At 33.7% G+C, this 24,149-nt stretch carries 23 protein-coding genes and 1 pseudogene; 12 read left to right on the top strand and 12 right to left on the bottom strand.

Features of this window, described 5'->3' with window-relative positions:
* Nucleotides 1-10 precede the first annotated feature (10 nt).
* Together OLM53_RS02295 and OLM53_RS02290 are read right to left on the bottom strand one after the other, a co-directional pair.
* Entirely contained in the window at nt 11-1,393 is a 1,383-nt protein-coding gene (locus OLM53_RS02295) for a sensor histidine kinase (protein ID WP_264521445.1), read from the bottom strand.
* An 8-nt stretch (nt 1,394-1,401) separates the two neighbouring features.
* Entirely contained in the window at nt 1,402-2,064 is a 663-nt protein-coding gene (locus OLM53_RS02290; protein ID WP_264522408.1) for a response regulator transcription factor, read from the bottom strand.
* Nucleotides 2,065-2,300: 236 nt separating this feature from the next.
* On the opposite strand from OLM53_RS02290, the gene OLM53_RS02285 reads away from it, so the two are divergent.
* A complete protein-coding gene (locus OLM53_RS02285; protein ID WP_264521444.1) occupies nt 2,301-3,944 on the top strand; it encodes a phospholipase D-like domain-containing protein in 1,644 nt (547 codons plus the stop codon).
* Nucleotides 3,945-3,958: 14 nt separating this feature from the next.
* On the opposite strand, the gene OLM53_RS02280 is transcribed toward OLM53_RS02285, so the two are convergent.
* Together OLM53_RS02280 and fabG are read right to left on the bottom strand one after the other, a co-directional pair.
* Complete coding sequence (locus OLM53_RS02280) at nt 3,959-5,986, bottom strand: hypothetical protein (RefSeq protein ID WP_264521443.1); 2,028 nt, start codon at nt 5,984-5,986, stop codon at nt 3,959-3,961.
* Nucleotides 5,987-6,007: 21 nt separating this feature from the next.
* A complete protein-coding gene (gene fabG / locus OLM53_RS02275) occupies nt 6,008-6,754 on the bottom strand; it encodes a 3-oxoacyl-[acyl-carrier-protein] reductase (protein ID WP_264521442.1) in 747 nt (248 codons plus the stop codon).
* Between the two features lie 119 nt (nt 6,755-6,873).
* On the opposite strand from fabG, the gene OLM53_RS02270 reads away from it, so the two are divergent.
* From OLM53_RS02270 to OLM53_RS02220, 11 genes are all read left to right on the top strand, one after another.
* Nucleotides 6,874-7,416 (top strand): RNA polymerase sigma factor, encoded by a 543-nt coding sequence (locus OLM53_RS02270; protein WP_264521441.1) that lies wholly within the window; start codon nt 6,874-6,876, stop codon nt 7,414-7,416.
* Between the two features lie 23 nt (nt 7,417-7,439).
* A complete protein-coding gene (locus tag OLM53_RS02265) occupies nt 7,440-7,709 on the top strand; it encodes a hypothetical protein (protein WP_264521440.1) in 270 nt (89 codons plus the stop codon).
* Nucleotides 7,710-7,714: 5 nt separating this feature from the next.
* A complete protein-coding gene (locus tag OLM53_RS02260; RefSeq protein WP_264521439.1) occupies nt 7,715-8,203 on the top strand; it encodes a hypothetical protein in 489 nt (162 codons plus the stop codon).
* 70 nt (nt 8,204-8,273) lie between these two features.
* Nucleotides 8,274-8,891, top strand: a complete 618-nt coding sequence (locus OLM53_RS02255) for an MbnP family protein (protein ID WP_264521438.1) — start codon at nt 8,274-8,276, stop codon at nt 8,889-8,891.
* The gene (locus tag OLM53_RS02250) at nt 8,888-9,910 is read left to right on the top strand and encodes a cytochrome-c peroxidase (protein ID WP_264521437.1); all 1,023 of its coding nucleotides are present in this window, start codon (nt 8,888-8,890) and stop codon (nt 9,908-9,910) included. Before OLM53_RS02255 ends, OLM53_RS02250 begins: the two co-directional genes overlap by 4 nt.
* Before the next feature lie 67 nt (nt 9,911-9,977).
* Nucleotides 9,978-11,690 (top strand): multicopper oxidase domain-containing protein, encoded by a 1,713-nt coding sequence (locus tag OLM53_RS02245; RefSeq protein WP_264521436.1) that lies wholly within the window; start codon nt 9,978-9,980, stop codon nt 11,688-11,690.
* A 3-nt stretch (nt 11,691-11,693) separates the two neighbouring features.
* The gene (locus OLM53_RS02240; RefSeq protein ID WP_264521435.1) at nt 11,694-12,338 is read left to right on the top strand and encodes a thioredoxin family protein; all 645 of its coding nucleotides are present in this window, start codon (nt 11,694-11,696) and stop codon (nt 12,336-12,338) included.
* Between the two features lie 6 nt (nt 12,339-12,344).
* A complete protein-coding gene (locus OLM53_RS02235) occupies nt 12,345-12,926 on the top strand; it encodes a hypothetical protein (RefSeq protein ID WP_264521434.1) in 582 nt (193 codons plus the stop codon).
* Nucleotides 12,833-13,684 (top strand): YHYH protein, encoded by an 852-nt coding sequence (locus OLM53_RS02230; RefSeq protein WP_264522407.1) that lies wholly within the window; start codon nt 12,833-12,835, stop codon nt 13,682-13,684. Before OLM53_RS02235 ends, OLM53_RS02230 begins: the two co-directional genes overlap by 94 nt.
* Before the next feature lie 73 nt (nt 13,685-13,757).
* Nucleotides 13,758-15,350, top strand: a complete 1,593-nt coding sequence (locus tag OLM53_RS02225; protein WP_264521433.1) for a sulfatase-like hydrolase/transferase — start codon at nt 13,758-13,760, stop codon at nt 15,348-15,350.
* 8 nt (nt 15,351-15,358) lie between these two features.
* Nucleotides 15,359-16,384: a formylglycine-generating enzyme family protein gene (locus OLM53_RS02220; protein ID WP_264521432.1), complete on the top strand. Its 1,026-nt coding sequence runs from the start codon at nt 15,359-15,361 to the stop codon at nt 16,382-16,384.
* Nucleotides 16,385-16,679: 295 nt separating this feature from the next.
* Here OLM53_RS02220 and sucD read toward each other — a convergent pair whose 3' ends face one another.
* The 8 genes and pseudogenes from sucD to OLM53_RS02180 all read right to left on the bottom strand — a co-directional run bounded on the left by sucD (nt 16,680) and on the right by OLM53_RS02180 (nt 24,129).
* Nucleotides 16,680-17,552: a succinate--CoA ligase subunit alpha gene (sucD, locus tag OLM53_RS02215; protein WP_264521431.1), complete on the bottom strand. Its 873-nt coding sequence runs from the start codon at nt 17,550-17,552 to the stop codon at nt 16,680-16,682.
* A gap of 97 nt (nt 17,553-17,649) precedes the next feature.
* Nucleotides 17,650-18,009 carry a nuclear transport factor 2 family protein gene (locus tag OLM53_RS02210; protein WP_264521430.1) on the bottom strand — a complete coding sequence of 120 codons (360 nt, stop codon included), beginning with the start codon at nt 18,007-18,009 and terminating at the stop codon, nt 17,650-17,652.
* A pseudogene (locus OLM53_RS02205) lies at nt 17,999-18,939 on the bottom strand (UDP-3-O-(3-hydroxymyristoyl)glucosamine N-acyltransferase). Before OLM53_RS02205 ends, OLM53_RS02210 begins: the two are co-directional and overlap by 11 nt.
* Nucleotides 18,940-18,941: 2 nt before the next feature.
* Complete coding sequence (gene efp, locus OLM53_RS02200; RefSeq protein WP_187660420.1) at nt 18,942-19,508, bottom strand: elongation factor P; 567 nt, start codon at nt 19,506-19,508, stop codon at nt 18,942-18,944.
* 44 nt (nt 19,509-19,552) lie between these two features.
* Nucleotides 19,553-20,338, bottom strand: coding sequence for an acyl-ACP--UDP-N-acetylglucosamine O-acyltransferase (gene lpxA / locus OLM53_RS02195; protein WP_264521429.1), 786 nt, complete (start codon nt 20,336-20,338; stop codon nt 19,553-19,555).
* A gap of 3 nt (nt 20,339-20,341) precedes the next feature.
* The gene (locus OLM53_RS02190; protein ID WP_264521428.1) at nt 20,342-21,730 is read right to left on the bottom strand and encodes a bifunctional UDP-3-O-[3-hydroxymyristoyl] N-acetylglucosamine deacetylase/3-hydroxyacyl-ACP dehydratase; all 1,389 of its coding nucleotides are present in this window, start codon (nt 21,728-21,730) and stop codon (nt 20,342-20,344) included.
* Nucleotides 21,731-21,749: 19 nt separating this feature from the next.
* Nucleotides 21,750-22,769 carry a UDP-3-O-(3-hydroxymyristoyl)glucosamine N-acyltransferase gene (lpxD, locus tag OLM53_RS02185; protein ID WP_264521427.1) on the bottom strand — a complete coding sequence of 340 codons (1,020 nt, stop codon included), beginning with the start codon at nt 22,767-22,769 and terminating at the stop codon, nt 21,750-21,752.
* A gap of 124 nt (nt 22,770-22,893) precedes the next feature.
* Nucleotides 22,894-24,129 carry an HD domain-containing protein gene (locus tag OLM53_RS02180; protein WP_264521426.1) on the bottom strand — a complete coding sequence of 412 codons (1,236 nt, stop codon included), beginning with the start codon at nt 24,127-24,129 and terminating at the stop codon, nt 22,894-22,896.
* Nucleotides 24,130-24,149: the final 20 nt, after the last annotated feature.

Raw genomic sequence — 24,149 nt, 5'->3', positions numbered from 1 at the left:
TTATTATCATTTATTTTGAAAACCCTAATATTACTTTAGTTCCTTTGCCTTCTGTGCTTTCAATTTTTAAATCAATTTGAAGTAAAATGCACAAACGTTTAACAATTGACAATCCCAAACCAGTTCCTTTAATTTCAGGGTGTTCATTTGATTTAGAGCGATAAAATTGATCAAATATTTTTTGCAAATCTTCAGAGGCAATTCCAATTCCAAAATCTGAAATTGTACAAAATACTTTATTGTTTTGTTCTGAAATATCAAACGAAATTGTACCATTTGAATTGGAATACTTTATAGCATTTGTCAAAATATTATTAACAATAATAGAAAACAAATAGAGGTCAGTTTGAACATAAAAATCCTTTGAAAACAGAGCTTCACAATTAAGCTTTTTATCATTAATAATAGAAGAATTTCTTGAAATTATATCTAAAAAAACAGCATTTAGGGATACCTTTTCAATTTTTAAAGATTGTTTTTGGTCTTCAAAACGAGCCAATAAAAGCAATTCGTCTACTAAGAAGTTTAATCGGTTGACTTCATTGATACAGAAATCTATTTTTTCTTTATACTCTTCTGGATTTCTTGGTTTTCTTACCAAAACTTCTAATGTTCCTTTGATAACTGCTAAGGGAGTTCTGAGTTCATGAGAAGCATCAGAGGTAAATTGTTTTTCACGTTCTATAGCATTCTCGACTCGATCCAATAAATTGTTTATAGTTTTAGAAAGCAAATGAAGTTCGTCCTTATTTTGTGGTAGTGGAATCCTAGATTTTAAATTATCTTTAGTAATAATATTTGAGGTTTGTATGATTGAACTAATAGGTTTAATGCTTCTACCTGCAATAAATCTAGCAATAAGAAAGAGTACTATAAGTATAAATGGATAGGATACTAAGAGGATAATAAAAAGGTTATGCAATACCATAGCTGAATCTTCCAAAGACATTGCGACAATTAGATATCCAATAATTTTAGTGTTTTGATATAAAGGGACTTGTATCTGTCTAACAGAAGTATTTTCTAACCTACCATCAAACAAAACATTGTTAATGGCTTCGGGATAGTAATTTAATTTTTTTTGTTTAAGGTTTGGGGATTTATTTACTAAAGCCCCCAATTCATCTACAAATTGAATAAAAGCTGGACTAATGTCTACTTTATTGAATTGCATTTTCTTCCATTGCTTCTCTCTAATTAAAAGAACACAATTTTCTTTGACTTCAATTTCTTTGAGATGCTTTGTTACTTCTGTCTTAATATCATTATTAACTTTAACATAAACACTAAATCTCACGATAGCATAAATAACACAAAACACTACGAAAATCAATAGCGCTGTAGAAATTAGGTAATTGGAAGCTATTCTATTTTTAAAGGAAAGTTGTTGCATCGTTACATTTAATCTTTGGCAAGATATCCTACACCACGAATGGTTCTGATATAATCCTGTTCAACTTTTAAGTTCAGCTTTTTTCTAATGGAATTCATAAAAACATCTATGACTCCCGTTTCATATTCAAAATGAATGTTCCAAACGTCTTGAATGATTTGGCTTCTTGAACAAACGCTGCCTTTATTTTTAATGAGATAATATAGAAAATCAAGCTCTTTTTGTGTTAAGATAACATCCTTTTTATTAACTGTAACTTTATGTTTTTGGTAATTAATTTCAATTGGTCCTAATGTCAATATTTCTTGTTCGCTTATTTCTCTAAGTTGAACTTTGATGCGTTCCACTAACTCATCAAAACTAAAAGGTTTTTTTATATAGTCATTGGCTCCTGTTTTTAAACCTTCAACGGTTTCTTGAACAGTATCTTTTGCAGTTAAAAATATAATTGGGATTTTGGAATCAATTTCTCTTATGCTCTTACATACTTCAATCCCATTCATTTTGGGCAACATCCAATCTAAAAGGACTAAATCAAATCTTTTAACTTTAAAAAGCTCAAAACCATCTAAACCGTTATTAGCCGAAGAAACTTGATACCCTTCTTCTTCTAGGCCTTGCTTTAAAAAATTTACAATTCCTTCTTCGTCCTCTACTATTAATAAATGCAGCATGCTTGTCTAATTTCTTTTTGATAAAGATAAATCAAATTAAAAGTAATAGACAACCTTCCCCTCTTTTTTAAGGAAAAATTAATTTTTGAAATTTTATATAATGTTTATGAGAACACTCTAAATAGAGAACACATCTCTTTCTTTTAATGAATCTAATAATCATTGATTGCTCAAAAGTTAACATAGTTTAATGCAAAAGTATTTTTCTTTACATTTGCCTTAAATACCACTTAATGATGAAGCAAAGATCTTTCCTTGCTATAGCTTTTATGGCTATATCTTTTACGTTGACATATGGTCAACAAACTGTAGTTGAAAATGATTTTAATGTTGTTTATACTAAATCTGATATCACTATACAATTTAATCAGCAAAGCGATTTCGTTACTAATGCAATTGATGTTACTAGTAAATTGCCAATTTCTATTAAAAAAGAAGGGAACAATTTCATTTTAGAAGATTTAAAACCATCTGAAATCATTCGTCTCGAATATCAATCAACTAATCAAAAGACTGCAACAGCAAAGACAACTTATTTAGCAACTCCTTCTGTTTCTTCAGGTACAATTAACGTATATTTCAATCATGAAGTGAACACTAGTTATGCTCAAATACAACCAGCGGTAAATTTATCTAATACCTTAGATGACATGTTAATAACCTATATTAATGCTTGTCAAAGTACCATGGATATTGCTATATACAATTCATCATCCCCAAGTTCGACTACCGGAATTGTTGGAGCTATCAATGCGGCTTATGCCCGTGGAGTTCAAGTAAGATTAATTTATGACGCTAGTACTAGTAGTTCCATGTTATCATTACTAAATTCTAATATACCAACTCTAGGAAGACCCGATGTTGCCAATGGTGGGATCATGCATAATAAATTTGTGATATTCGATGCTAACAATAGTGACCCAAATAAACCTTATGTATGGACAGGTTCAACTAATTGGACTACAGCTCAAATTGATGGACCAGATAAAAACAGTGCTATAGTAATTCAAGATCAAGCACTAGCACTAGGATATAAAATAGAATTTGAAGAAATGTGGGGTAGTAATACCATGATTCCCGATGCCAATTTGGCGAAATTTGGTTCAACCAAAACTGATAACACGCCACACAACTATATCATAGGAGGAAAAACAATCAACAGTTATTTTAGCCCAAGTGATAATGCAACCTCTAAGATTATTCAGTGTATAAACTCTGCTAATTCTGATATTGAAATCGCAACCATGGTTTTAACTAGAAGCGATATTTCTACTGCTATTACGAATAAATACAGTGCAGGATTAACCAATATCAATATTGTGATGGATACTCAAAATCCAACCGGAAATAAATTTACCGTTTTAGAAGCTGCTTTACTTCCTAGCCATGTAGTAAAGTTTACTAATAGTGGAATAATGCACCATAAGTTTATGGTAGTTGATAATTTTAATGCTGCTTCTGACCCTTTGGTTTTATTGGGATCTCACAATTGGAGTAGTGCTGCTGAAAATTCAAATGATGAAAACACACTGATTGTTCATGATTTAAATATTGCTAATCAATACTATCAGGCTTTTGCTTGGATGTATTTAGATGCTGGTGGTACTATGTTAGCCACGCCTCAATTTGAAACAAATGAATTTGCAGTTTATCCAAATCCAACTAATTCAGATTTTACTATAAGAACTAAAAATAATGATGCCTTAGAAAATGCTACTATCAAAGTATACGATATGTTGGGCAAATGTGTTTTTACCAATCAATATACTTCTTTAACTGACGAGAGAGTTTCTTTAAATAGTCAAGCAACCGGGCTTTATTTTGTGAAAATTGAAAGCAATGGAAAAAGCTGGAGTTATAAATTGATAAAAGAATAAGTTCTTTAAACCAACTATAATAATCCGTTATACTTTCTAACAAACCATTCAGTTGCTAAGGACAGCGATATCAAAACTAGCAACCAAATCCAATCGATCAAAGGTGATTTTTTGATTGTTGTTTTTTGTATGGCTTTATAACTGTCATCTGCTAAAAGTTCTTTCACTAAAGTATCCACTTGATTAGGTAGAAAAGCTTTTCCGTGAGTTTGAGTAGCCAATTGATTCAGCTTATTCCAATCTGGATTTACGAATTGTTTTTCTATGTCAAAATCCAAGACTTCAAAACTACTGCTATAAGAAGAATTAGAGTTTAATTCTTTTACCATAAAAGAATAATTTCCCGCTGATAGTCCATCTAAATTAGCTTGAAAAGAATTTGTAGCTCTAAGTAAATCGTAATTTTTAACTTGTTTTGTCTTAGAATTAGTTGCAGAAATAGTCAAACGTGCTTTTTCATCTAATTCATAATTTTTATTGAAGTATTGTGCCGTTATTTCAATTCCTTCTCCCGAATTATAAAAACGTTCATGATTAACCACCAAAGACTTTCGAGCATTATTAGAGGCTAAATATTGAATGGTTTTGTCTAAGAAAATATCAAAATCTGTAAAACTTTTATTGTTTACATAACTCTCTGCCCTCCATTTCCAAATATTTTCTCCAAATAAGAATGCGCTTCTTATGCCTCGATTCTCACTAAAAGATAACAAAGGTTGATTAGTGGCAATATTCCGAATCGTTGATGTTAACAAAGTGTTTACATTTCCTGAGGATGTTATTGCCCCAAATGAATTTTCTATTGGTGGAAATTGTTCAAATCCAATATTGTCTAAAGCAAAGAGATTGAATTGCGAATCAAAAGAAGCCAAATAGTCTTCTTTCTGCCCCGTCATTTTAAAAGCAAAAGTCTTTTGATTTTGATTTAAGAAATTAAAATCGGTATCATTCCCTGTTATAATCCAAGTATTGATTTTTGCATTTTCGTTTTGATCAAATATAGATTTAAATGTTCCGTTGGGTTGGTATAAGATTAAAATATTATAATCGCTTAAAGATTTAATTTCATTAGGTTTAAGGATAGTTACTTTTCTTTGTGCATTAGATTCAATACTGCGTTTGATAGCGCCTAAATCAGGATGTGGAAAACTAGAAACTAAAGCGACTTCTGTTTTTTGATCAATTACTTCTACTGCAAAATTTTTGACATTATTATAAGTATTCTTCTCAGATTCTTTTGAAGTTATACTTGCTTTTAGAATTTGAAGCCCTACTCTATCCGCCGGCAATAATACATTTATAGTGGCTGACTTTTTAGTAGGTGAAAATGCAAGAGTTTGTTCGTTTAAAACGGTATTTCCTTGAGTAATTTTAAAGGAAGCATTTATTGATTTTTTTCCAGAATAATTCAAAAATACTTCTACTGGAAATTTATTTTTATGAAAAGCATATTTGTTGACATTTAACTGAGCCACTTTTAAATCGAAATATGTTGTTGTATCACCAACTACTAGTGGATAAACTTTATTGTCTGGATTGAATCCAAACACATAATCTTCTCCTGATGTCTGATTTCCATCTGAGATTAAAACCGTTGGAAAATGTTGATTTTTATATATGTTCTTTAAGTTTTTGGCAACAACATCTATACTAGTTTGCTTTCCTTTAAAATTTATAGTGTCAGAAGGTAAAAAGTCGGCATCAAATTGATAGGACTGCAAGTCAAACTTATCGGCTAGGGCAGCGTTGTTTTTCAATTGCTCAAATACTTCCAAGGCTGATTTGTCAGCTTTCAAATCTTTTATCGATGATGAATTATCAATAACTATTGGTAAAGGCGTTTTGATCGTTTCAATTGTTTTTCTGGAAATGACTGGATTGATTAACAATAATAGCAAACCAAAAACACTAAAGAAACGCAAAAAAGCCAAAAACAAATTCACTTTGGATTTGCTTTTGACTTTATAAAAATAGTGGTAAAATGAAACACCAGCAGCAATTAGTATTGATACAAGTAATAACAGGATTGTTGTGGTATTCATTAAATGAAATTTTTTAAAATATTAGGTTAACATTCCACCGCAAACATTCAAGACTTGCCCAGAAACATAGGCACTCATATCGGAAGCAAAGAAAAGACAGGCATTTGCCACATCTTCTGGAGTTCCGCCACGTTTTAACGGAATAGAATCTCTCCAACCTTGAACCACATCTTCGTTTAATTTGGCCGTCATTTCAGTTTCAATAAATCCGGGTGCAATGGCATTACAACGAATATTTCTTGATCCTAATTCTAAAGCTACTGATTTGGTAAAACCAATCATTCCAGCTTTTGAAGCAGCATAATTGGCTTGACCAGCATTTCCTTTAACGCCAACAACCGAACTCATATTGACGATAGAACCTTTACGGTTTTTCAACATAATTTTCTGAACGGCTTTTGTCATATTGAAAACAGATTTCAAATTGATTTCAATTACTTTATCAAAATCCTCTTCACTCATACGCATTAGAAGATTGTCTTTAGTGATTCCAGCGTTGTTGATTAACACATCAACATTTCCAAACTCAGCCAAAACATCATCAACTAATTTTTGTGCTTCATTAAAATCAGCTGCATTTGATTTATATCCTTTGGCTTTGATTCCCATAGCCGTCAATTCATTTTCTAAAGCTAAAGCTGATTCGGCAGAGGAACTATAGGTAAATGCTACATTAGCTCCATGTTGAGCAAACACTTTCGCAATTCCGCTTCCTATTCCTCTACTTGCGCCAGTTATAATGGCTACTTTTCCTTCTAATAATTTCATGTTATAATAGCGTTTAATTTGATAGCCCAAATATAGAATAATTTATACTTAGTAAAAAATCATTTATATTTAAACCTTTAGTATCATTGTATGTTGAAAAACACTGACTAAACCAAAAGATGATTAACCAAACCCATTTTGAAAAATTATACCATGAGTATCGTATACTGGTGTTCAATGTGGCGTTGAATTATTTGCAAAATCTTGAAGATGCTGAAGAAGTTACACAAGATGTTTTTGTAAAAGTCTATTACTCCTTAGAAAACTTCAATCAAAAATCTTCCTATAAAACTTGGATTTACCGAATTACTATCAATCAATGTTTGGATTTTATCAAAAAGAAAAACAGTCAAAAGCGCTTTTTTATTTTTGGGAAGAAAAGTCAAAACGAACAGGAGTATTTAAACACCGCTACTTTTGAACATCCTGGGATTTTAATGGAAAACAAAGAAGATGCCGCTATATTATTTGAAGTAATTAATTCGTTAACCGAAAATCAGAAAACCGCTTTCCTCCTATCTAAGCTAGATGGATTAAGTAATCCAGAAATTGCCGAGATTATGCAACTCAGTATTTCATCTGTTGAATCATTGATTTTCAGGGCAAAAGGTGCTCTTCAAGAAAAATTAGCTGAAAAATTTAAAAATTATCGCAAGAAATAAAATTAACATTCGTCTAAGCAACTATGGAAACAAATAATTGGATAGAAAAAATACTAAACAGCACTAACGGAATGACTCAAGTTTCTCCAAGTGATGATTTATTTTCAAAAATCCAACAGAGGATAAACCTGCAAAATAGAGTTTCTCCAAAAACAGTTTGGCTAGTAGCCGCCTCTATACTCGTTTTAGTTATGATTAATATTACCGTTTTGAAAACTAAAACCAAAGACAAAACACAAACCTCCACTTCCTATCTCGAATCAACATTAAATCAAAGCAATCAGTTATATTAATAACTATGGAAAAAACTAAACTTTTAACGATCAGTATCATCGGATTATTGTTGCTTAATTTGGCAACTTTAGGTTTTCTATTTTTAAATGGACCAAGAGGTCATAAACCTCCTTTTGACGGGCCTCCTCGTGAAGGTCATAAACCAAAAGAAATCATAATCAACAAATTACATTTTGATGCCAATCAACAAAAAGAATATGATAAAATTATTCAGTGGCATCATAGTGAAATTGAAAGACTAGATAGCAATATTCGACAAACTAAAAATGAATTGTATTCTCAGTTATCAAATTCTGAAGTCAATGTGAAAACAAAAGACAGTTTAATTGCAGTTTTAAACTCCTATCAAAATCAAATTGAACAAACCCATTTCAAACATTTCGAAGACATTAAAAAAATATGTCATAAAGAACAATTGGAAGATTTCAACGATTTGACAGAAGAATTGTCAAGAATTTTTGCACCAAAGCCACACGAACCAAGACATGATTAAAAAAGGAGTTCTTTCTATTTTACTTTTATTATTTTGTTTTAAGAGTAATTCTCAAAGCAAAACAGATTCATTGAATCTCAATTTCAAAGTAAAATACAAACAATTCCCTTTAGCTTTAAACCAACAATATATCACAACTAATAATGATACTATAACACTTGAAACCTTCAAATGTTACATCTCCAATATCGAAATTCATTACACTGATCAATCAATTTACAAACAAAAAGATAGTTATCATTTGATTGATTTTGAAAATCCTAGTTCATTGATTTTTCCAATAACTACTAACAGTGATAAAACCATAAGCAAAGTAATTTTTACCATTGGTATAGACAGTCTAACGAATACATCTGGAGCCTTGAGTGGCGAATTAGATCCATCTAAAGGCATGTATTGGGCTTGGCAAAGCGGTTATATCAATATGAAAATTGAAGGAAAAAGCTCAAGCTGTAAAACACGAAAGAATGCTTTTCAGTTTCATCTTGGGGGTTATTTGAAACCTTATAATGCTATGCGAAAGATCGAATTGGTTTACAATAAAAAAGTAGAGCAACTTGATGTTATCATAGATTTAGAGAAATTCTTTTCTACCATAAAATTATCTGAAATCAATAGCGTGATGATTCCCGGTAAGCAAGCCATGCAGATGGCTAATTACGCTACTAACATGTTTTATATAGAATGAGAATCCATTGGAAATACTATTCATTATTAGGAATAACACTCCTACTTTGCTTGGCATTTTCCAATCAATTCACCACACCTTTATATTTAGAAGTTCCAAAAGGTTGGCCAAAACCTAGATATGATTTTAATCGAAATCCATTAACTGAAGAGGGATTTCAGTTGGGCCGACATTTATTTTACGATCCTATTATTTCTAGAGATAGTACTATTTCGTGTCAAAGTTGTCATTTACAACAAACCGGATTTACGCACGTCGACCATCAATTAAGTCATGGGATAGAAGGTAAAATTGGTACTCGAAATTCGATGGCACTTATCAATTTAGCCTGGAATAAAGACTTTATGTGGGATGGAGGCGTCAATAATTTAGAAGTGCAGCCTATCAATCCAATAACGAATCCTCTAGAAATGGACGAAAGTTTAGATCACGTTGTAAACAAATTGCAAAAAAGTGAAAAATACCGAATCTTGTTTACCAAAGCTTTTGGAGATGATAAAGTTACTAGCCAACGTATACTTAAAGCATTAGCGCAATTCATGGTGATGCTAAAATCGTCTAATTCAAAGTATGATAAAGTGATCCGAAAAGAAGAACAATTCAATTCACAAGAACAACAGGGTTATGCTTTATTCAAAACCCATTGTGCTTCCTGTCATAAAGAACCTCTTTTCAGTGATGATAGGTTTGAGAAAAATGGTTTAGTAATTGATGAAACTTTAAATGATTTAGGACGAATAAAAATCACGAACAAACCCGAAGATTATTTGCGCTTTAGAACACCTACATTGCGAAACATCCAATTCACATTTCCCTACATGCACGATGGACGATTTAAAACCTTAACTGAAGTGATTAAACATTACAATTCCTTAGGACATGATAAAAGTTTACCCAAAGAATTAGCAGAACCTATGATGCTTTCTGATAATGATAGAGTAGATTTAGTAGCGTTTTTACAAACCTTAACCGATAAAGAATTTCTTTTTGACAAACGATTCGGTTTCCCAAAAGAATAAATTTTAATTCCCTACGCAAGAATATAAAAGTAAGTACGTCTAACAAAGAATAACCAACCCAAAAAATATGAAAAAATCTTTCATTACTTTATTTGCCATATGTAGTATATCGCTACTTCATGCCCAATACAATACCATTGCAATGCCTGAGGCTTTATATGGAACTACTTTTAATTTAAACATTCATGAATCAACCAAACAACTACGTACTGGTAATTTGACGGTAACAGGATCTATTAATAATGAAAGTTTTTGGGGACCAACTTTAATCATCAATAAAGGAGATGAAGTTCATATGAATGTAACCAATAATTTAAATGAATCCACTACATTACATTGGCATGGAATGCATCTTCCAGCAGTAATGGATGGTGGTCCTCATCAAATTATTCCCGCTGGTACACTTTGGCAACCTTATTGGACAGTAATGAATCAAGCTTCAACCCTTTGGTACCATCCTCACTTACATGAAACCACACAAGAACAAATCACAAAAGGAGTTGGAGGTTTTATCATCGTAAAAGATCCCGCAGAAGCCGCATTAGCGTTACCCAGAACTTACGGAGTGGATGATATCGTTTTAGCACTAACTAGCAGAAGTTATACCACCGCTAATCAATTTGACTCACCTCCTACTTCAACCCGAGTGTATGGCGATTATATGTTAACCAATGGGACTCCAAACGGACAAATCAGTATACCAAAACAATATGTTCGTATGCGAATCTTAAATGGTGAAATTGAACGTGGTTATAATTTGGGTTTCAGTGATAACAGAACTTTCTATATCATTGCCAATGATGGTGGTTTACTAAATGCCCCAGTGGCTGTAAGTCGAGTTAAACTTATGGTGGGAGAGCGTGTTGAAATTATGGTGAATTTAGGAAACGATACAGTGGGTTCTTCAGTAGATTTAAAAGCCTATAATTCTGGACAAACTTTAGGTTTTCCTGGTGGTGAACCTAATACAAGCGGACAATTCGGAAGTTTGTTGAACAATATTGATTTCACTGTTTTGCATATTAATGTAGCCGCTACAACGACTGCAACAACTCCAATTACTGCTGTACCTTCAACATTAATTAACAATACTTACTGGACTGCTGCTAATGCAACGGTTACTAGAGCCTTAACAGTAACAGGAGGTCAAGGACCTACTCCATTTTCTTTGGACAATCACCCATTTGTTTATGATTATATCGATAAAACAGTTAACCTTAATGATATTGAAAAATGGACCGTTACCAATAATAATATCTTCGGTCACTCCTTTCATATTCATGACATCGAGTTTAAAATTGTAGCTCGAAATGGTTTAGCTACTAGTGTCGGAACTCATGAAAATGGTTGGAAAGATACTTTCTATTTACCAAGAAATGAATCGGTAACTTTTGTTGCTAAGTTTGATGATTTTGCTGATGCCGATGTTACGCATCCTTATATGTACCACTGTCATTTTGCTGGACATGAAGATGGAGGAATGATGGGACAATTCATTGTTACTAGCACATTAGCGACTAATCAGAATACCTTAAACACCGATTTTAATTTGTACCCAAATCCAGCTCAATACAAGTTGTATATTAATCTTAGTGATGCTTCTACTGAAATCTATTATTTGACTATCACTACTATTGAAGGAAGGACTGCTATGATGTTACCACAGCCACAATGGCAAAACGGAATTGATATTTCGTCATTGGCTTCTGGAATTTATATTGTACAAATGATGGACAAACAAACGAAATCGGTTACTACTAAAAAATTCATTAAAAAGTAAATTATGAATCGAATTGAATATTTATTAATTGCCATTTTGCTTGCAGTACTCTACTTGAGTTTTGCTACTATTGGTGATACTTTAAATTCAAAATCCATCAAAAACTTTAGCTTGAAAAATGTAGATAATAAAAGCATCTCACTGTCAAGTTACAGGAATGCCAAAGGGTTTATGGTTATATTTACTTGTAATAAATGCCCGATGGCCAAATTCTATTCAGATCGATTGAACAAATTAAATGCACAATACAAAACAAAGGGAGTTTATTTATTAGCTATTGATGCTATGGATACTTTAGCTTATAAAGAAGAATCTTTTGCTTTGATGCAGAAAAAAGCAAAGGCTGACAAACTCAATTTTCCTTATTTACAGGATAAATTACAAGTAGTGGCCAAACAATTTAATGCTACACATACTCCCCAAGCTTTTGTCATTTGGAAAAACAAATCTGGCAATTACGATATCAAATACGAGGGAGCAATCGATGATAATGCAGGTGATGCTGGTAATGCAAAACCTTATTTAGCAGAAGCTGTTAACGAGCTTTTACAGAACAAATCAGTTACTAACGCCAAAACAGAATCTTTTGGTTGTAGAATATTTTACAGAGGTGAGCAACAAAAAATGAAACCCCAATTATTAAAATAATTAGTTATGAAAAAAGTAGTACTCTTAAGTTTATTAATGTTAAACGGAATTTTATCCGCACAAACTAATCCAGCTATAATTTCTTGGTTGATTAACACCACTGGAATTACTGGTCGTCATTATGTTGCAGGAAACTCAACTCCTATTACAGATGCAGTTCAGGCAAATGTTCAATTAGTACAATACAATACAACCTATGCTTATATTTCGGCAACTGGAATTCCAGCCTATATTACAGGCCCTTTTCAAGATGGTAATCCTTCCTTAGCCACAGCCCAAAATAAAATATTTAGAATTCCATTAGCTCCAGTACAAGGCACGGGAACAGTTGCTACAACAGGAGGAAATATAGGCGTTTTTAAAAACGGAGTAGCATTATTTGATTACAGAGATGGAGTAGCTTGGAACAATGCTACAAGTGCTTTATGTGGTGGTCCTGGAAATTCTCCTTGTCCCGGGGACCAACGGCTACACAAGCTTGGAATAGAGATGCAATTCCAGCAGAACGTGCTGGTTTTGATTGTGCTAAAGCGCATCCGGCTATGGGGAATTATCATCATCACCAAAATCCAAGCGCATTCAATTTAGATTTAGTAGTATCCTCTAATGTATGCGATTTATATCCATCAGATGGTTTGTATGTGATTAATCCGTCACAACATTCGCCTTTATTGGGTTTTGCCTATGATGGTTTTCCTATTTATGGTGCATACGGATATACCAATACTGATGGAACTGGAGCTATAGATCGTATGAAATCTAGTTACCAACTTCGAACCAATACAACCAGAACAAATGGTCCAGCTATTAATGCAGTTGTTGGAACTCAAACTTTTTTTAATGGTTATTTTAGAGAAGACTACGAATATGTGGCACATCCTAGTGACCCAACCTATTTAGATGCACACAATGGTCGTTTTTGTGTAACTCCTGAATATCCTGCTGGTATTTACTGCTATTTTGCCACCGTTGATGCTAATCATAAATCAACCTATCCTTATGTAGTGGGACCAACGTTTTATGGAAATATAACGGTTTCAACTGTAACAAGTGTCCCTAGCGGAACCACAACTTTAGCAACTAATGCTGTTCAAAATTCTGATTTTAAAGTGGTAATTGCACCAAATCCTGCATCAGACTTTATTGCTATACAAACTCCAATGGCTGAAAATGATATGGACGTTTATCTGGTAAACGAGCTAGGTCAGATAGTAAAATCATCTAAAATTTTGCAAGGAAGTACATTGTCTATTATCGAAACTGATACCGTTTATAATGGTATTTATTTTGTAAAAGTGACTGATGGAAAGAATGTTAAAACAGTTAAAGTCATAATTAATAAGTAGTTTTTAAGAATTTTAGTTAGCAACAAAAAGGTTTATTCATAGTAGTAAACCTTTTTTTATTAATTTCACCTATATGAAAAATCAATGCATAAAAATTATTTTTTTACTATTGCTTTCACTTCAAATAAATGCACAACGTAATGTAGTTGTAATAATTGCTGATGATTTAGGAAAAGAATTTTGTGATATCTATCCAGATCATGCCACCAATACAGTACATCTTACTAATGTTAGAAGATTACTTAATAAAGGTATTCTTTTTAATAACGCATGGGCCAATCCATTATGCTCCCCTACTCGTGCCGGAATGTTAACTGGACGCTATAGTTTTAGAACTGGAGTTGGAGATGTCGTTGATGGAAGTAACACCAAATTAAGTTTATCAGAAAACATAATCCCTAAAGTATTAAACATTTATAACCCTAATGGTATTTCCAAAGCCTTATTTGGTAAATGGCACCTAACCTCTTTTGCACCCGTTGGATATAGTTATCCAAATACCATGGGGTTTGATCATTTTGAAGGCAGTCTTACTGGAGCTTTAGGGCAACCCGGTCAACAAGCAAATGGATACTACAATTGGACCAAAATTACCAACGGAGTAAGTTCTACATGTACCAACTATGCTACTACCGAAAATGTAAATAATGCTATTGCTTACCTTAATAACCAACCATCGACAAAACCATTTTTTATATGGCTTGCTTTTAATGCCCCACATACACCTTATCAATTACCTCCAGCTAGTTTAATTACGAATACAGGATTAACTGGAGTTCAAGCAGACATAACAGCTAATCCCACTCCTTATTTTCAAGCAATGGTAGAAGCTATGGATAACGAAATAGGTCGTTTTTTTGATTATTTAATCAGTATAGGGAAATGGGATAACACCGATTTTATTTTTATTGGTGATAATGGTGATGACTCTTATGTAGCGCAATCCAATCCAGCGAAAGGGAGTGTTTACCAAGGAGGAATAACCGTCCCTTTTATAGTTTCTGGACCTGATGTAGTTAACCCAAATAGAACTAGCGATGCCATGGTAAATACGGCTGATATTTTTGCTACCGTTTTAGAAATGTTTGGAGATACCAATTGGCAAAACCAAATTCCAACTACTACAGTTGATAGCCATAGCTTGATGCCTATTATAACTAATACAGCTACAACTACCAGACCATGGGCATTCTCTGAAGTATTCAGAAATACTCCATTAGCTTCTGATGGAAAAGCTATTCGTAACGCTGATTATAAATTATTAAAATTGGCAAATGGTACAGAAAAGTTCTTCAATCTGACACTCGATGCTAGCGAAACTAATAATTTATTAGTAACTAGTATGACAGCAACAGATATTGCCAATTATAATTATTTATGCAATGAAATGGCTACTTTAGTAGGAAGCGGAATTACTTGTACGGCTTTAAGTACTGATTCCTTTTTGAATACAAACGAAATATTTGTAATTCAAAATCCATTTAAAAATAACATAATTATAAATACTATTTCCAACGAAGACACTTATGAATTGTATAGCATTAAAGGAGAAAAAATCAAAGAGGGTAAAGATTTATCTAATCAAGACTTCTCTGCTTTAGCATCGGGAGCGTATTTAGTAAAACTTATTACCCAAAACAAAGTCTTCAAAATTATTAAAGAATAATTAAGAATATGAAGCATTACTCCCTAGTAATTATTACTGTTTTATCTCTAATGGGTTTACTCAACAAGTCAACCAAAACTGACGTATACAATTCTACAAAACATAAAACTTCCTCCTCTCACCAAAACATGGTCTTTATTCCTGGGGGTGAATTTGAAATGGGTGGCGATAATAAGCAAGCTTTTCCAGATGAATTTCCTAAACACAAAGTAACTTTAGATGGCTTTTGGATGGACTGCACGGAGGTGACAAATGCTCAATTTACAGAATTTATTAACGCTACTCATTATGTTACTACAGCTGAGAAAAATATAGATTGGGAAGAACTAAAAAAACAACTGCCGCTCAATACTGCTAAACCACCAGAGAGTAAATTACAACCAGCTGCCTTGGTTTTTCAAATTCCAGACAATGATAATGACTATTGGTGGAAGATGGTGCCTGGAGCCGATTGGAAACACCCCGAAGGTCCACAATCAACAATCATAGGTAAAGAGAATTATCCTGTAGTGCAAATCTCTTGGGATGATACTCAAGCTTATTGTAAATGGGCAAACAAACGTTTACCTACTGAAGCCGAATGGGAATATGCTGCTCGAGGTAAACTCAAAAATAAAATCTATACATGGGGAAATGAACCTATTAATCAAGGTAAGCCTAAAGCCAATAGTTGGCAAGGCAATTTCCCAATTAAGAATACTAACGAAGATACTTTCTTGAAATTAGCTCCTGTTGAATCATTTGCCCCTAATGGCTATGGTCTTTATGATATGGCCGGCAATGTTTGGGAATGGTGCGAAGATTGGTATGATGCTAGTTATTATACAACTGTTTCCAGAGGGATTAAAAACCCAAAAGGTCCTACTAAAGGATATGATCCCGATGATACTTCAGCACAAAAACATACCATTCGTGGTGGCTCATTTTTATGTAATGATGGCTATTGTTCTGGATATAGAAATGCACGCCGTATGAAAGAAACTCCAGATACTGGAATGGAGCATATAGGTTTTCGATGTGTTTCTGATAAATAAAAAGCACCATAACAAGCTAACTTGAATGATTTGCGCCGTACTTGAAATCATTTGCGCCGAACTGAAAATCATTTGCGCCGAACTGGAAATCATTTGCGCTGACCTTTGAATCATTTGTGCCGACCTTGGAATTGTTTGCGCTGAACTGGAAATGATTTGCGCCGAACTGGGAATGATTTGCGCCGATCTAGGAATTGTTTGCGCCGACCTAAGAATCATTTGTGCCTACTTAAATTAAATAAAAAAGCCTCGGTTTCCCGAAGCTTTCCATATTACATAATCTCTTTAAGAAATATTATCCCATTACTTCTTTCACTTTTTTACCAATTTCAGCAGGAGAGTCTACTACGTGAATACCGTTTTCTCTCATGATTCTTTTCTTAGCTTCAGCAGTATCATCGGCACCTCCCACGATAGCACCTGCGTGCCCCATGGTTCTTCCTTTTGGTGCTGTTTCACCAGCAATAAATCCAACTACTGGTTTACGGTTTCCATCGGCTTTAATCCATTTAGCAGCATCTGCTTCTAATTGGCCACCAATTTCACCAATCATTACGATACATTTGGTTTCAGGGTCATTCATCAATAACTCCACTGCCTCTTTTGTAGTAGTTCCAATAATTGGGTCACCACCAATACCGATAGCTGTTGTGATTCCCATACCTTGTTTTACTACTTGATCCGCTGCTTCGTATGTTAATGTTCCTGATTTAGAAACAATCCCTACAGTTCCTTTTTTGAATACAAAACCTGGCATAATTCCCACTTTTGCTTCTTCTGGAGTGATTACTCCTGGACAGTTTGGACCAATTAATCGACAATCTCTTTCTTTGATATACTCATACGCTTTAATCATATCCGCCACAGGAATACCTTCAGTAATTGCGATAATTACTTTGATCCCTGCATCAGCTGCTTCCATAATAGCATCAGCCGCAAAAGCTGGTGGAACAAAAATAATAGTAGTATCGGCTCCAGCTTGTTCAACTGCATCTTTAACCGTGTTGAATACCGGTCTGTCTAAGTGTGTAGAACCACCTTTTCCTGGAGTTACCCCACCAACGACATTAGTACCATACTCAATCATTTGAGAAGCATGGAAAGTTCCTTCGCTTCCTGTAAATCCTTGAACTATTATTTTTGAATTTTTATTAACTAAAACGCTCATGTTTGATTTGTTTATTGGTGTTTATTTTTTTGTGTAGCAAAAGTAGAAAATAGTAATTAGTAAACCCTAATTAGTCATTAGTTTTTTTGCAAAATTACTATAGTTGACTCATTTGATAGCCTCTGTATAATTTGTTGTTTTTTAATTCCCATATCACCATAAAGTTGGCCAAAAGCATTTCTTCTCTAGGGTTCTCAATGGTTTTTACATAGTGAGAATACCGTACAGCAACGGTATTTCCTTCTTCAATGATATGTGTGATTCTGGCTTTAGAACGAACATACGCTTTACCTAGCTCAGTAGTTAAATCCAGTATTTCCTGATGTTTCAGTTTCAGAAAACCTTTGGTACTATGCCATTCTAAAATTACATCTTTGTGTAAAAGTTTAGAAACACTATCGGTTTCTAATAAAACATCGGATTTGTAAAAGGCTTGAACGATTTCTTTAGCGCTCATTTTGTTTCAATTTGGTTAAAATTTCAGGTATCTTTTTAAGGTAGGCAAACTGCTTCATTTTCTCACGGGCTTCATCGATTGGAGTTCCGTAATAGGTCTTACCTCCTTCTACTGATTTACTAACTCCGGTTTGTCCCATAATCACTGCTTTGGCACCTATGGTAATTCCGCTAGTAGTACCTGATTGTCCCCACATGGTAACTTCATCTTCAATAACTACACAACCTGCAATACCCACTTGCCCGGCAAATAAACATTTTTTACCCACAATAGTATCGTGACCAATATGCACTTGATTGTCTAATTTAGTTCCGGCCCCAATGGTAGTATCGCCTGTAACTCCTTTATCAATAGTACACAACGCACCTATTCCTACATTGTCTTCAATAACCACTCTTCCACAAGAAAGCAATTGGTCAAACCCTTCTGGACGTTTTTTATAATAAAAAGCATCAGCACCAAGTATTGTTCCTGAGTGAATAATGACATTATCTCCAATCACGGTATTATCATACACAATCACACCAGCATGCAACAAACAGTTTTCCCGATAGTTACATTGTGTCCGATAAAACAATTTGGTTGAATACTAGTTCCTTCTCCGATAGTTGCAGAAAGTGATATACTCAAGTTCGCTGCTGTAAAAGGTCGGAAGTGTTTGGTAAGCGTATTGAAATCTCTAAAAGGGTCATCAGAAATCAATAAAGCTTTCCCTTTTGGACATTCCACTTCTTTGTTTATTAAAACAATAGTGGCTGCCGATTGCAAGGCTTTGTCATAATATTTAGGATGATCCACAAAGACTATATCACCTGGTGTAACGACATGAATTTCGTTCATGCCTTCAACAGGAAAATCATCAGCACCCACATAATGGCAACCGATGATTTCAGCAATCTCTTTTAAAATATGTGCTTTAGGAAATTTCAAAATTATTCTTTTACTCTTTCCATGTATGAACCCGTAGCGGTATCAATTTTGATTTTGTCCCCTTCATTGATGAATAAAGGTACATTTACTGAAGCACCTGTTTCTACTTTAGCTGGTTTAGTAGCATTAGTAGCAGTGTTTCCTTTAACACCTGGTTCAGCATAAGTAACTTCTAAAACAATAGAAGCTGGCATATCTACAGAAAGCGGTAAATCCGTTTCGGTATTGATTTGAACCATTACAACAGTTCCTTCTTTTAACAAGTCTGGAGCATCAAGGACTTTTTTATCTAAAGTGATTTGCTCATAAGACTCGGTATTCATAAAATGAAACTGATCTCCTTCGGCATATAAAAACTGGAAATTTTGCGTTTCTACACGAACTTCGTCAATTTTATGTCCAGCTGAAAAAGTGTTATCCAATACCTTACCGTTAGTTAAGCTTCTTAATTTAGTTCTAACGAAAGCAGGACCTTTTCCTGGTTTAACGTGAAGGAATTCGATGATTTTATAAATATCGTGATTGAACTTAATGCATAATCCGTTTCTAATATCTGATGTAGATGCCATTATATTATTTATTTATTATTGGTAATTTGTTTATTTGTTTTTCATTAATAAGAACCTGAGTACCCTTTCATAATACCTCTTGAAGAGTTTCTGATAAAATCTAAAATTTCATCACGCTCAGGCGAAGCAGACATTTCGGCTTCAATAATTCCCACTGCTTGAGAAGTATTATAATTTTTTTGATACAGAATTCTGTAGATATCTTGAATCTCTCTAATTTTTTCAGAAGTAAATCCTCTTCGACGAAGGCCAACAGAATTTATACCTACATAAGAAAGAGGTTCTTTTGCAGCTTTAGTATAAGGAGGGACATCTTTACGAACCAATGAACCACCAGAAATCATAGCATGATCTCCAATGTGAATAAATTGATGAATCGCAGCTAAACCTCCGATTATAGCAAAGTTACCTACAATTACGTGTCCTGCTAAAGCCACACCATTCACGATGATAGCATTATCCCCAATATGACAATCGTGCGCTATGTGAGCCGTTGCCATGATTAAGCAGTTGTTTCCGATCTTAGTTTGACCAGAAGCTATAGTACCTCTGTTGATGGTAACACATTCTCTTATAGTAACATTGTCTCCAATTACCGCAAGTGATTCTTCTCCTCCAAATTTTAAATCTTGAGGCACAGCTGCTATTACAGCTCCTGGAAATATATTGCAATTTTTACCAATTCGTGCGCCTTCCATGATGGTAACATTGGAACCAATCCAAGTACCATCTCCAATAACTACATTGTTATGGATGGTGGTGAAAGGTTCTATTACAACATTTTTGGCAATTTTTGCACCTGGATGTACGTAGGCTAAAGGTTGGTTCATAGTTTATTGTTTTTTAGCGATTTGAGCCATTAATTCTGCTTCAGCCACTAACTTCCCGTTAGCGTAAGCTTTAGCTTGCATATGACAAATTCCTCTTCTTATTGCGGTAATCAATTCGCATTTAAATATTAAAGTATCTCCTGGAAGTACTTTGTGTTTGAACTTCACATTATCTATTTTCATAAAAAATGTCAAGTAATTTTCTGGATCTGGAACCGTACTTAAAACTAGAATACCTCCCGTTTGTGCCATAGCTTCAACGATTATAACCCCTGGCATAACCGGAGCTTCAGGAAAATGCCCTACGAAGAAACCTTCGTTCATAGTAACATTTTTCATCCCAACGACATGACTGTCTGACATTTCAATAATTCGGTCAATGAATAAGAATGGTGGACGATGCGGTAGGATGCTCATGATTTTATGAATATCCATTAAGGGTTCTAAATTCAAATCGTAAACTGGAACTTGATTGCGTTGTTCTATTTTGATGATTTTAGAAAGCTTCTTAGCAAACTGTGTGTTTACAAAATGTCCTGGTTTATTAGCAATAACTTTTCCTTTGATTCTTGTACCAATCAAAGCTAGATCACCAACTACATCTAGTAGTTTATGACGAGCTGCTTCGTTTGGATAATGTAAAGTTAAGTTGTCTAGAATACCATTTGGCTTGACCGAAATAGAGTCCTTACCAAAAGCAACTTTAAGGTTTTCAATCGTTTTTGGCGAAATTTCTTTATCTACATAAACGATGGCATTGTTCAAGTCGCCCCCTTTTATTAGACCATTATCTAAAAGTGTTTCTAACTCATGAAGGAAGCTAAAGGTACGAGCATCGGCAATTTCAGTTTTAAATTCTGAAATGTTTTTCATTGTGGCGTTTTGTGTTCCTAATACTTTAGTCCCAAAATCAACCATAGCCGTTACTTGATATTCATCTGATGGCATAAGTAGAATTTCACTTCCTGTAGCTTCATCTGTAAAAGAAATTACTTCTTTAACAACATAGTAATTACGCTCAGCCTCTTGTTCTATTACACCTGCTTTTTCTATTGCTTCTACAAAAAACTTAGAAGAACCATCCATAATAGGTGGCTCAGATTCGTTTAATTCAATAATTACGTTATCCACATCACAACCCACAAAGGCTGCTAATACATGTTCTGAAGTTTGGATTTTGACACCTAATTTTTCAAGATTTGTCCCTCGTTGTGTATTCACCACATAATTGGCATCTGCTTCAATAACTGGACAACCTTCTAAATCTACTCTGACAAAAGTATAACCATTGTTAACTGGAGCTGGTTTAAACGTCATTTTTACTTCTTTTCCAGTATGCAGTCCAACACCAGTTAGTGAAATCTCGTTTTGGATGGTTTTTTGTTTAACCATTGGGTAAGCTATTTTAAGTTTAGTTAGTATTCTTTTTTAATTCTTCTATATCCGCAACAATCTTAGGCAAATTTCTAAAATGCACATATGATTTGCTGTAATCTCCATAGTTAAAAGCCGGTGAACCTTGAATGGTTTCCCCATCAGCTATATTTTTTCCAATGCCCGATTGTGCTTGTACACGAACATTGTTCCCTATTGTTAAATGCCCAGCAATCCCCACTTGTCCACCGATTAAGCAATTGTTACCAATTTTAGTTGATCCTGCAATTCCTGTTTGTGCCGCAATTACAGTGTTTTCGCCTATTTCAACATTATGAGCTATTTGAATATGATTGTCAAGCTTCACTCCATTTTTGATTATGGTAGAACCTAATGTAGCCCTGTCAATTGTAGTATTAGCACCAACATCAACATTGTCTTTAATAATCACATTTCCAATTTGAGGGATTTTAGAGAATGTTCCATCGTCTGTTGGAGCAAATCCAAAACCATCAGAACCAATAATTACTCCAGAATGAAAGTTACAATTATTTCCAATTTCTGTTTCGGAATAAATTCTTACTCCTGCAAAAAAGATACAATTATCACCAATAACTACATTATCGCCTATGAAACAGTTGGGATATATTTTCACGTTATTTCCAATGACTACATTTTTCCCAATATAGCTGAAGCTTCCCAAATACAATTGTTCACCATAAGTAACATTTTCAGAAATCACAGAAGGTTCTTCGATTCCTGATTTCATTAATTTTACTTGGTTGTAATATTCCAATAATTTAGAAAAAGATTGATAGGCATCTTCTACTTTAATTAAAGTAGTTTTGATTTCACCTTCTGGCTCAAAAGTATTATTGACAATGGTTATTGTCGCTTCGGTAGTGTAAATGAAATTGGCATATTTTGGATTAGCTAAAAATGTTAGCGAACCTTCAATTCCCTCTTCAATTTTAGCCAATTTAAAGACTTCAGCATCTGGATTGCCAACTACTTCGCCTTCAAGAATTCCTGCTATTTGAGCTGCTGTAAATTTCATCTTATACTAATTTATTTTTCATCGTAATAAGATGGAACTCACAAGATAAAGTCTCGCTTGAATATTTCAAAATGTTTATAGCTCGTTTCATCGCCACAAAAGTATAAAAAAATCAATTTTAATATTAATATTCTTCAAGTTGTTTTGGAAAACAAATAAAATATTTGGTCACAGGTTTTGATAGTGCTTTCAAATTCAATTGATCTGAAGCCTCTACTACATCTTCAATCGTTTTGTCTTTCTTTAAAATTCTTATAGGCTCAGCCTCTTTACTATACGCTTGATTTTTTATTTTTCCTTTAAAAATAAAATATTTAGCTTCTTGTTGAGTGATATTATTTTGCTTTGCAAAACGAATAGTCATTTCTTCCAAAACTTCAACTGGGAATTTCTCGCTGTTGAGTCTTATTTTTGATAAATCTCTATTGATAATCATTTTACTCAAACTACTCAATATAAAATCATCGTGGTATTGCCAGCTCTTTAAAGCACTAATAATATCAAAATCATCTAGTTGAGCAAATTTATCTAAATTATCATTTGAGAAATTTTCAAGTGTGATTTTATGCTCCATAAAATACTTTAATGGACGACTGCACTCTACTTCAATTCCTTTATGAAGGAGTTCTTTAGCTCTTTGCAGTGTTTTGGTTAAAGTTAATTCGGCGACCAAACTTGTTTTGTGCAAATAGGCTTGCCAATACATTAACCTTCTTGCCATTAAGAATTTTTCGATGGAGTAAATTCCTTTTTCTTCCATGACTAATACATCATCTACGACATTGATCATTTGAATTAATCTGTCCGAATTAATATTGCCTTCTGCTACTCCCGAATAAAAACTATCGCGTTTTAAATAATCCATTCTATCCATATCTAGTTGACTAGATATTAATTGTAGCATAAATTTTCTGTGATATTCTCCTTTGAAAATCTGTATAGCCAAACTTAATTGGCCTTCAAATTCATCATTTAATTTGTTCATAAACAACAATGAAATTTGCTCATGATTTATTTCTTCCACTATGCTGTGTTCCATGGCATGAGAAAAGGGTCCATGCCCGATATCGTGAAGTAAAATGGCAATGTATAACGCATTTTCTTCTTCTTTTGAAATTACCACTTCTTTAAAACGGAGCACTTCAACTGCTTTTTGCATGATGTGCATAGCTCCGATGGCGTGGTGGAAACGAGTATGATTAGCCCCAGGGTAAACCAAATAAGACAATCCCATTTGGGTAATCCTACGCAAGCGTTGAAAATAAGGATGCTGAATTAAATCATAAATCAGCGTATTAGGAATGGTAATAAAACCATAAATCGGGTCGTTGAATATTTTTAGTTTATTAGTATTGCTCAAAACTTAATCGGTTTTAGTAA

The organism is Flavobacterium sp. N1994 (assembly GCF_025947145.1).
Classification (GTDB): domain Bacteria; phylum Bacteroidota; class Bacteroidia; order Flavobacteriales; family Flavobacteriaceae; genus Flavobacterium.
This window is presented reverse-complemented; position numbering and strand designations above follow the sequence as displayed.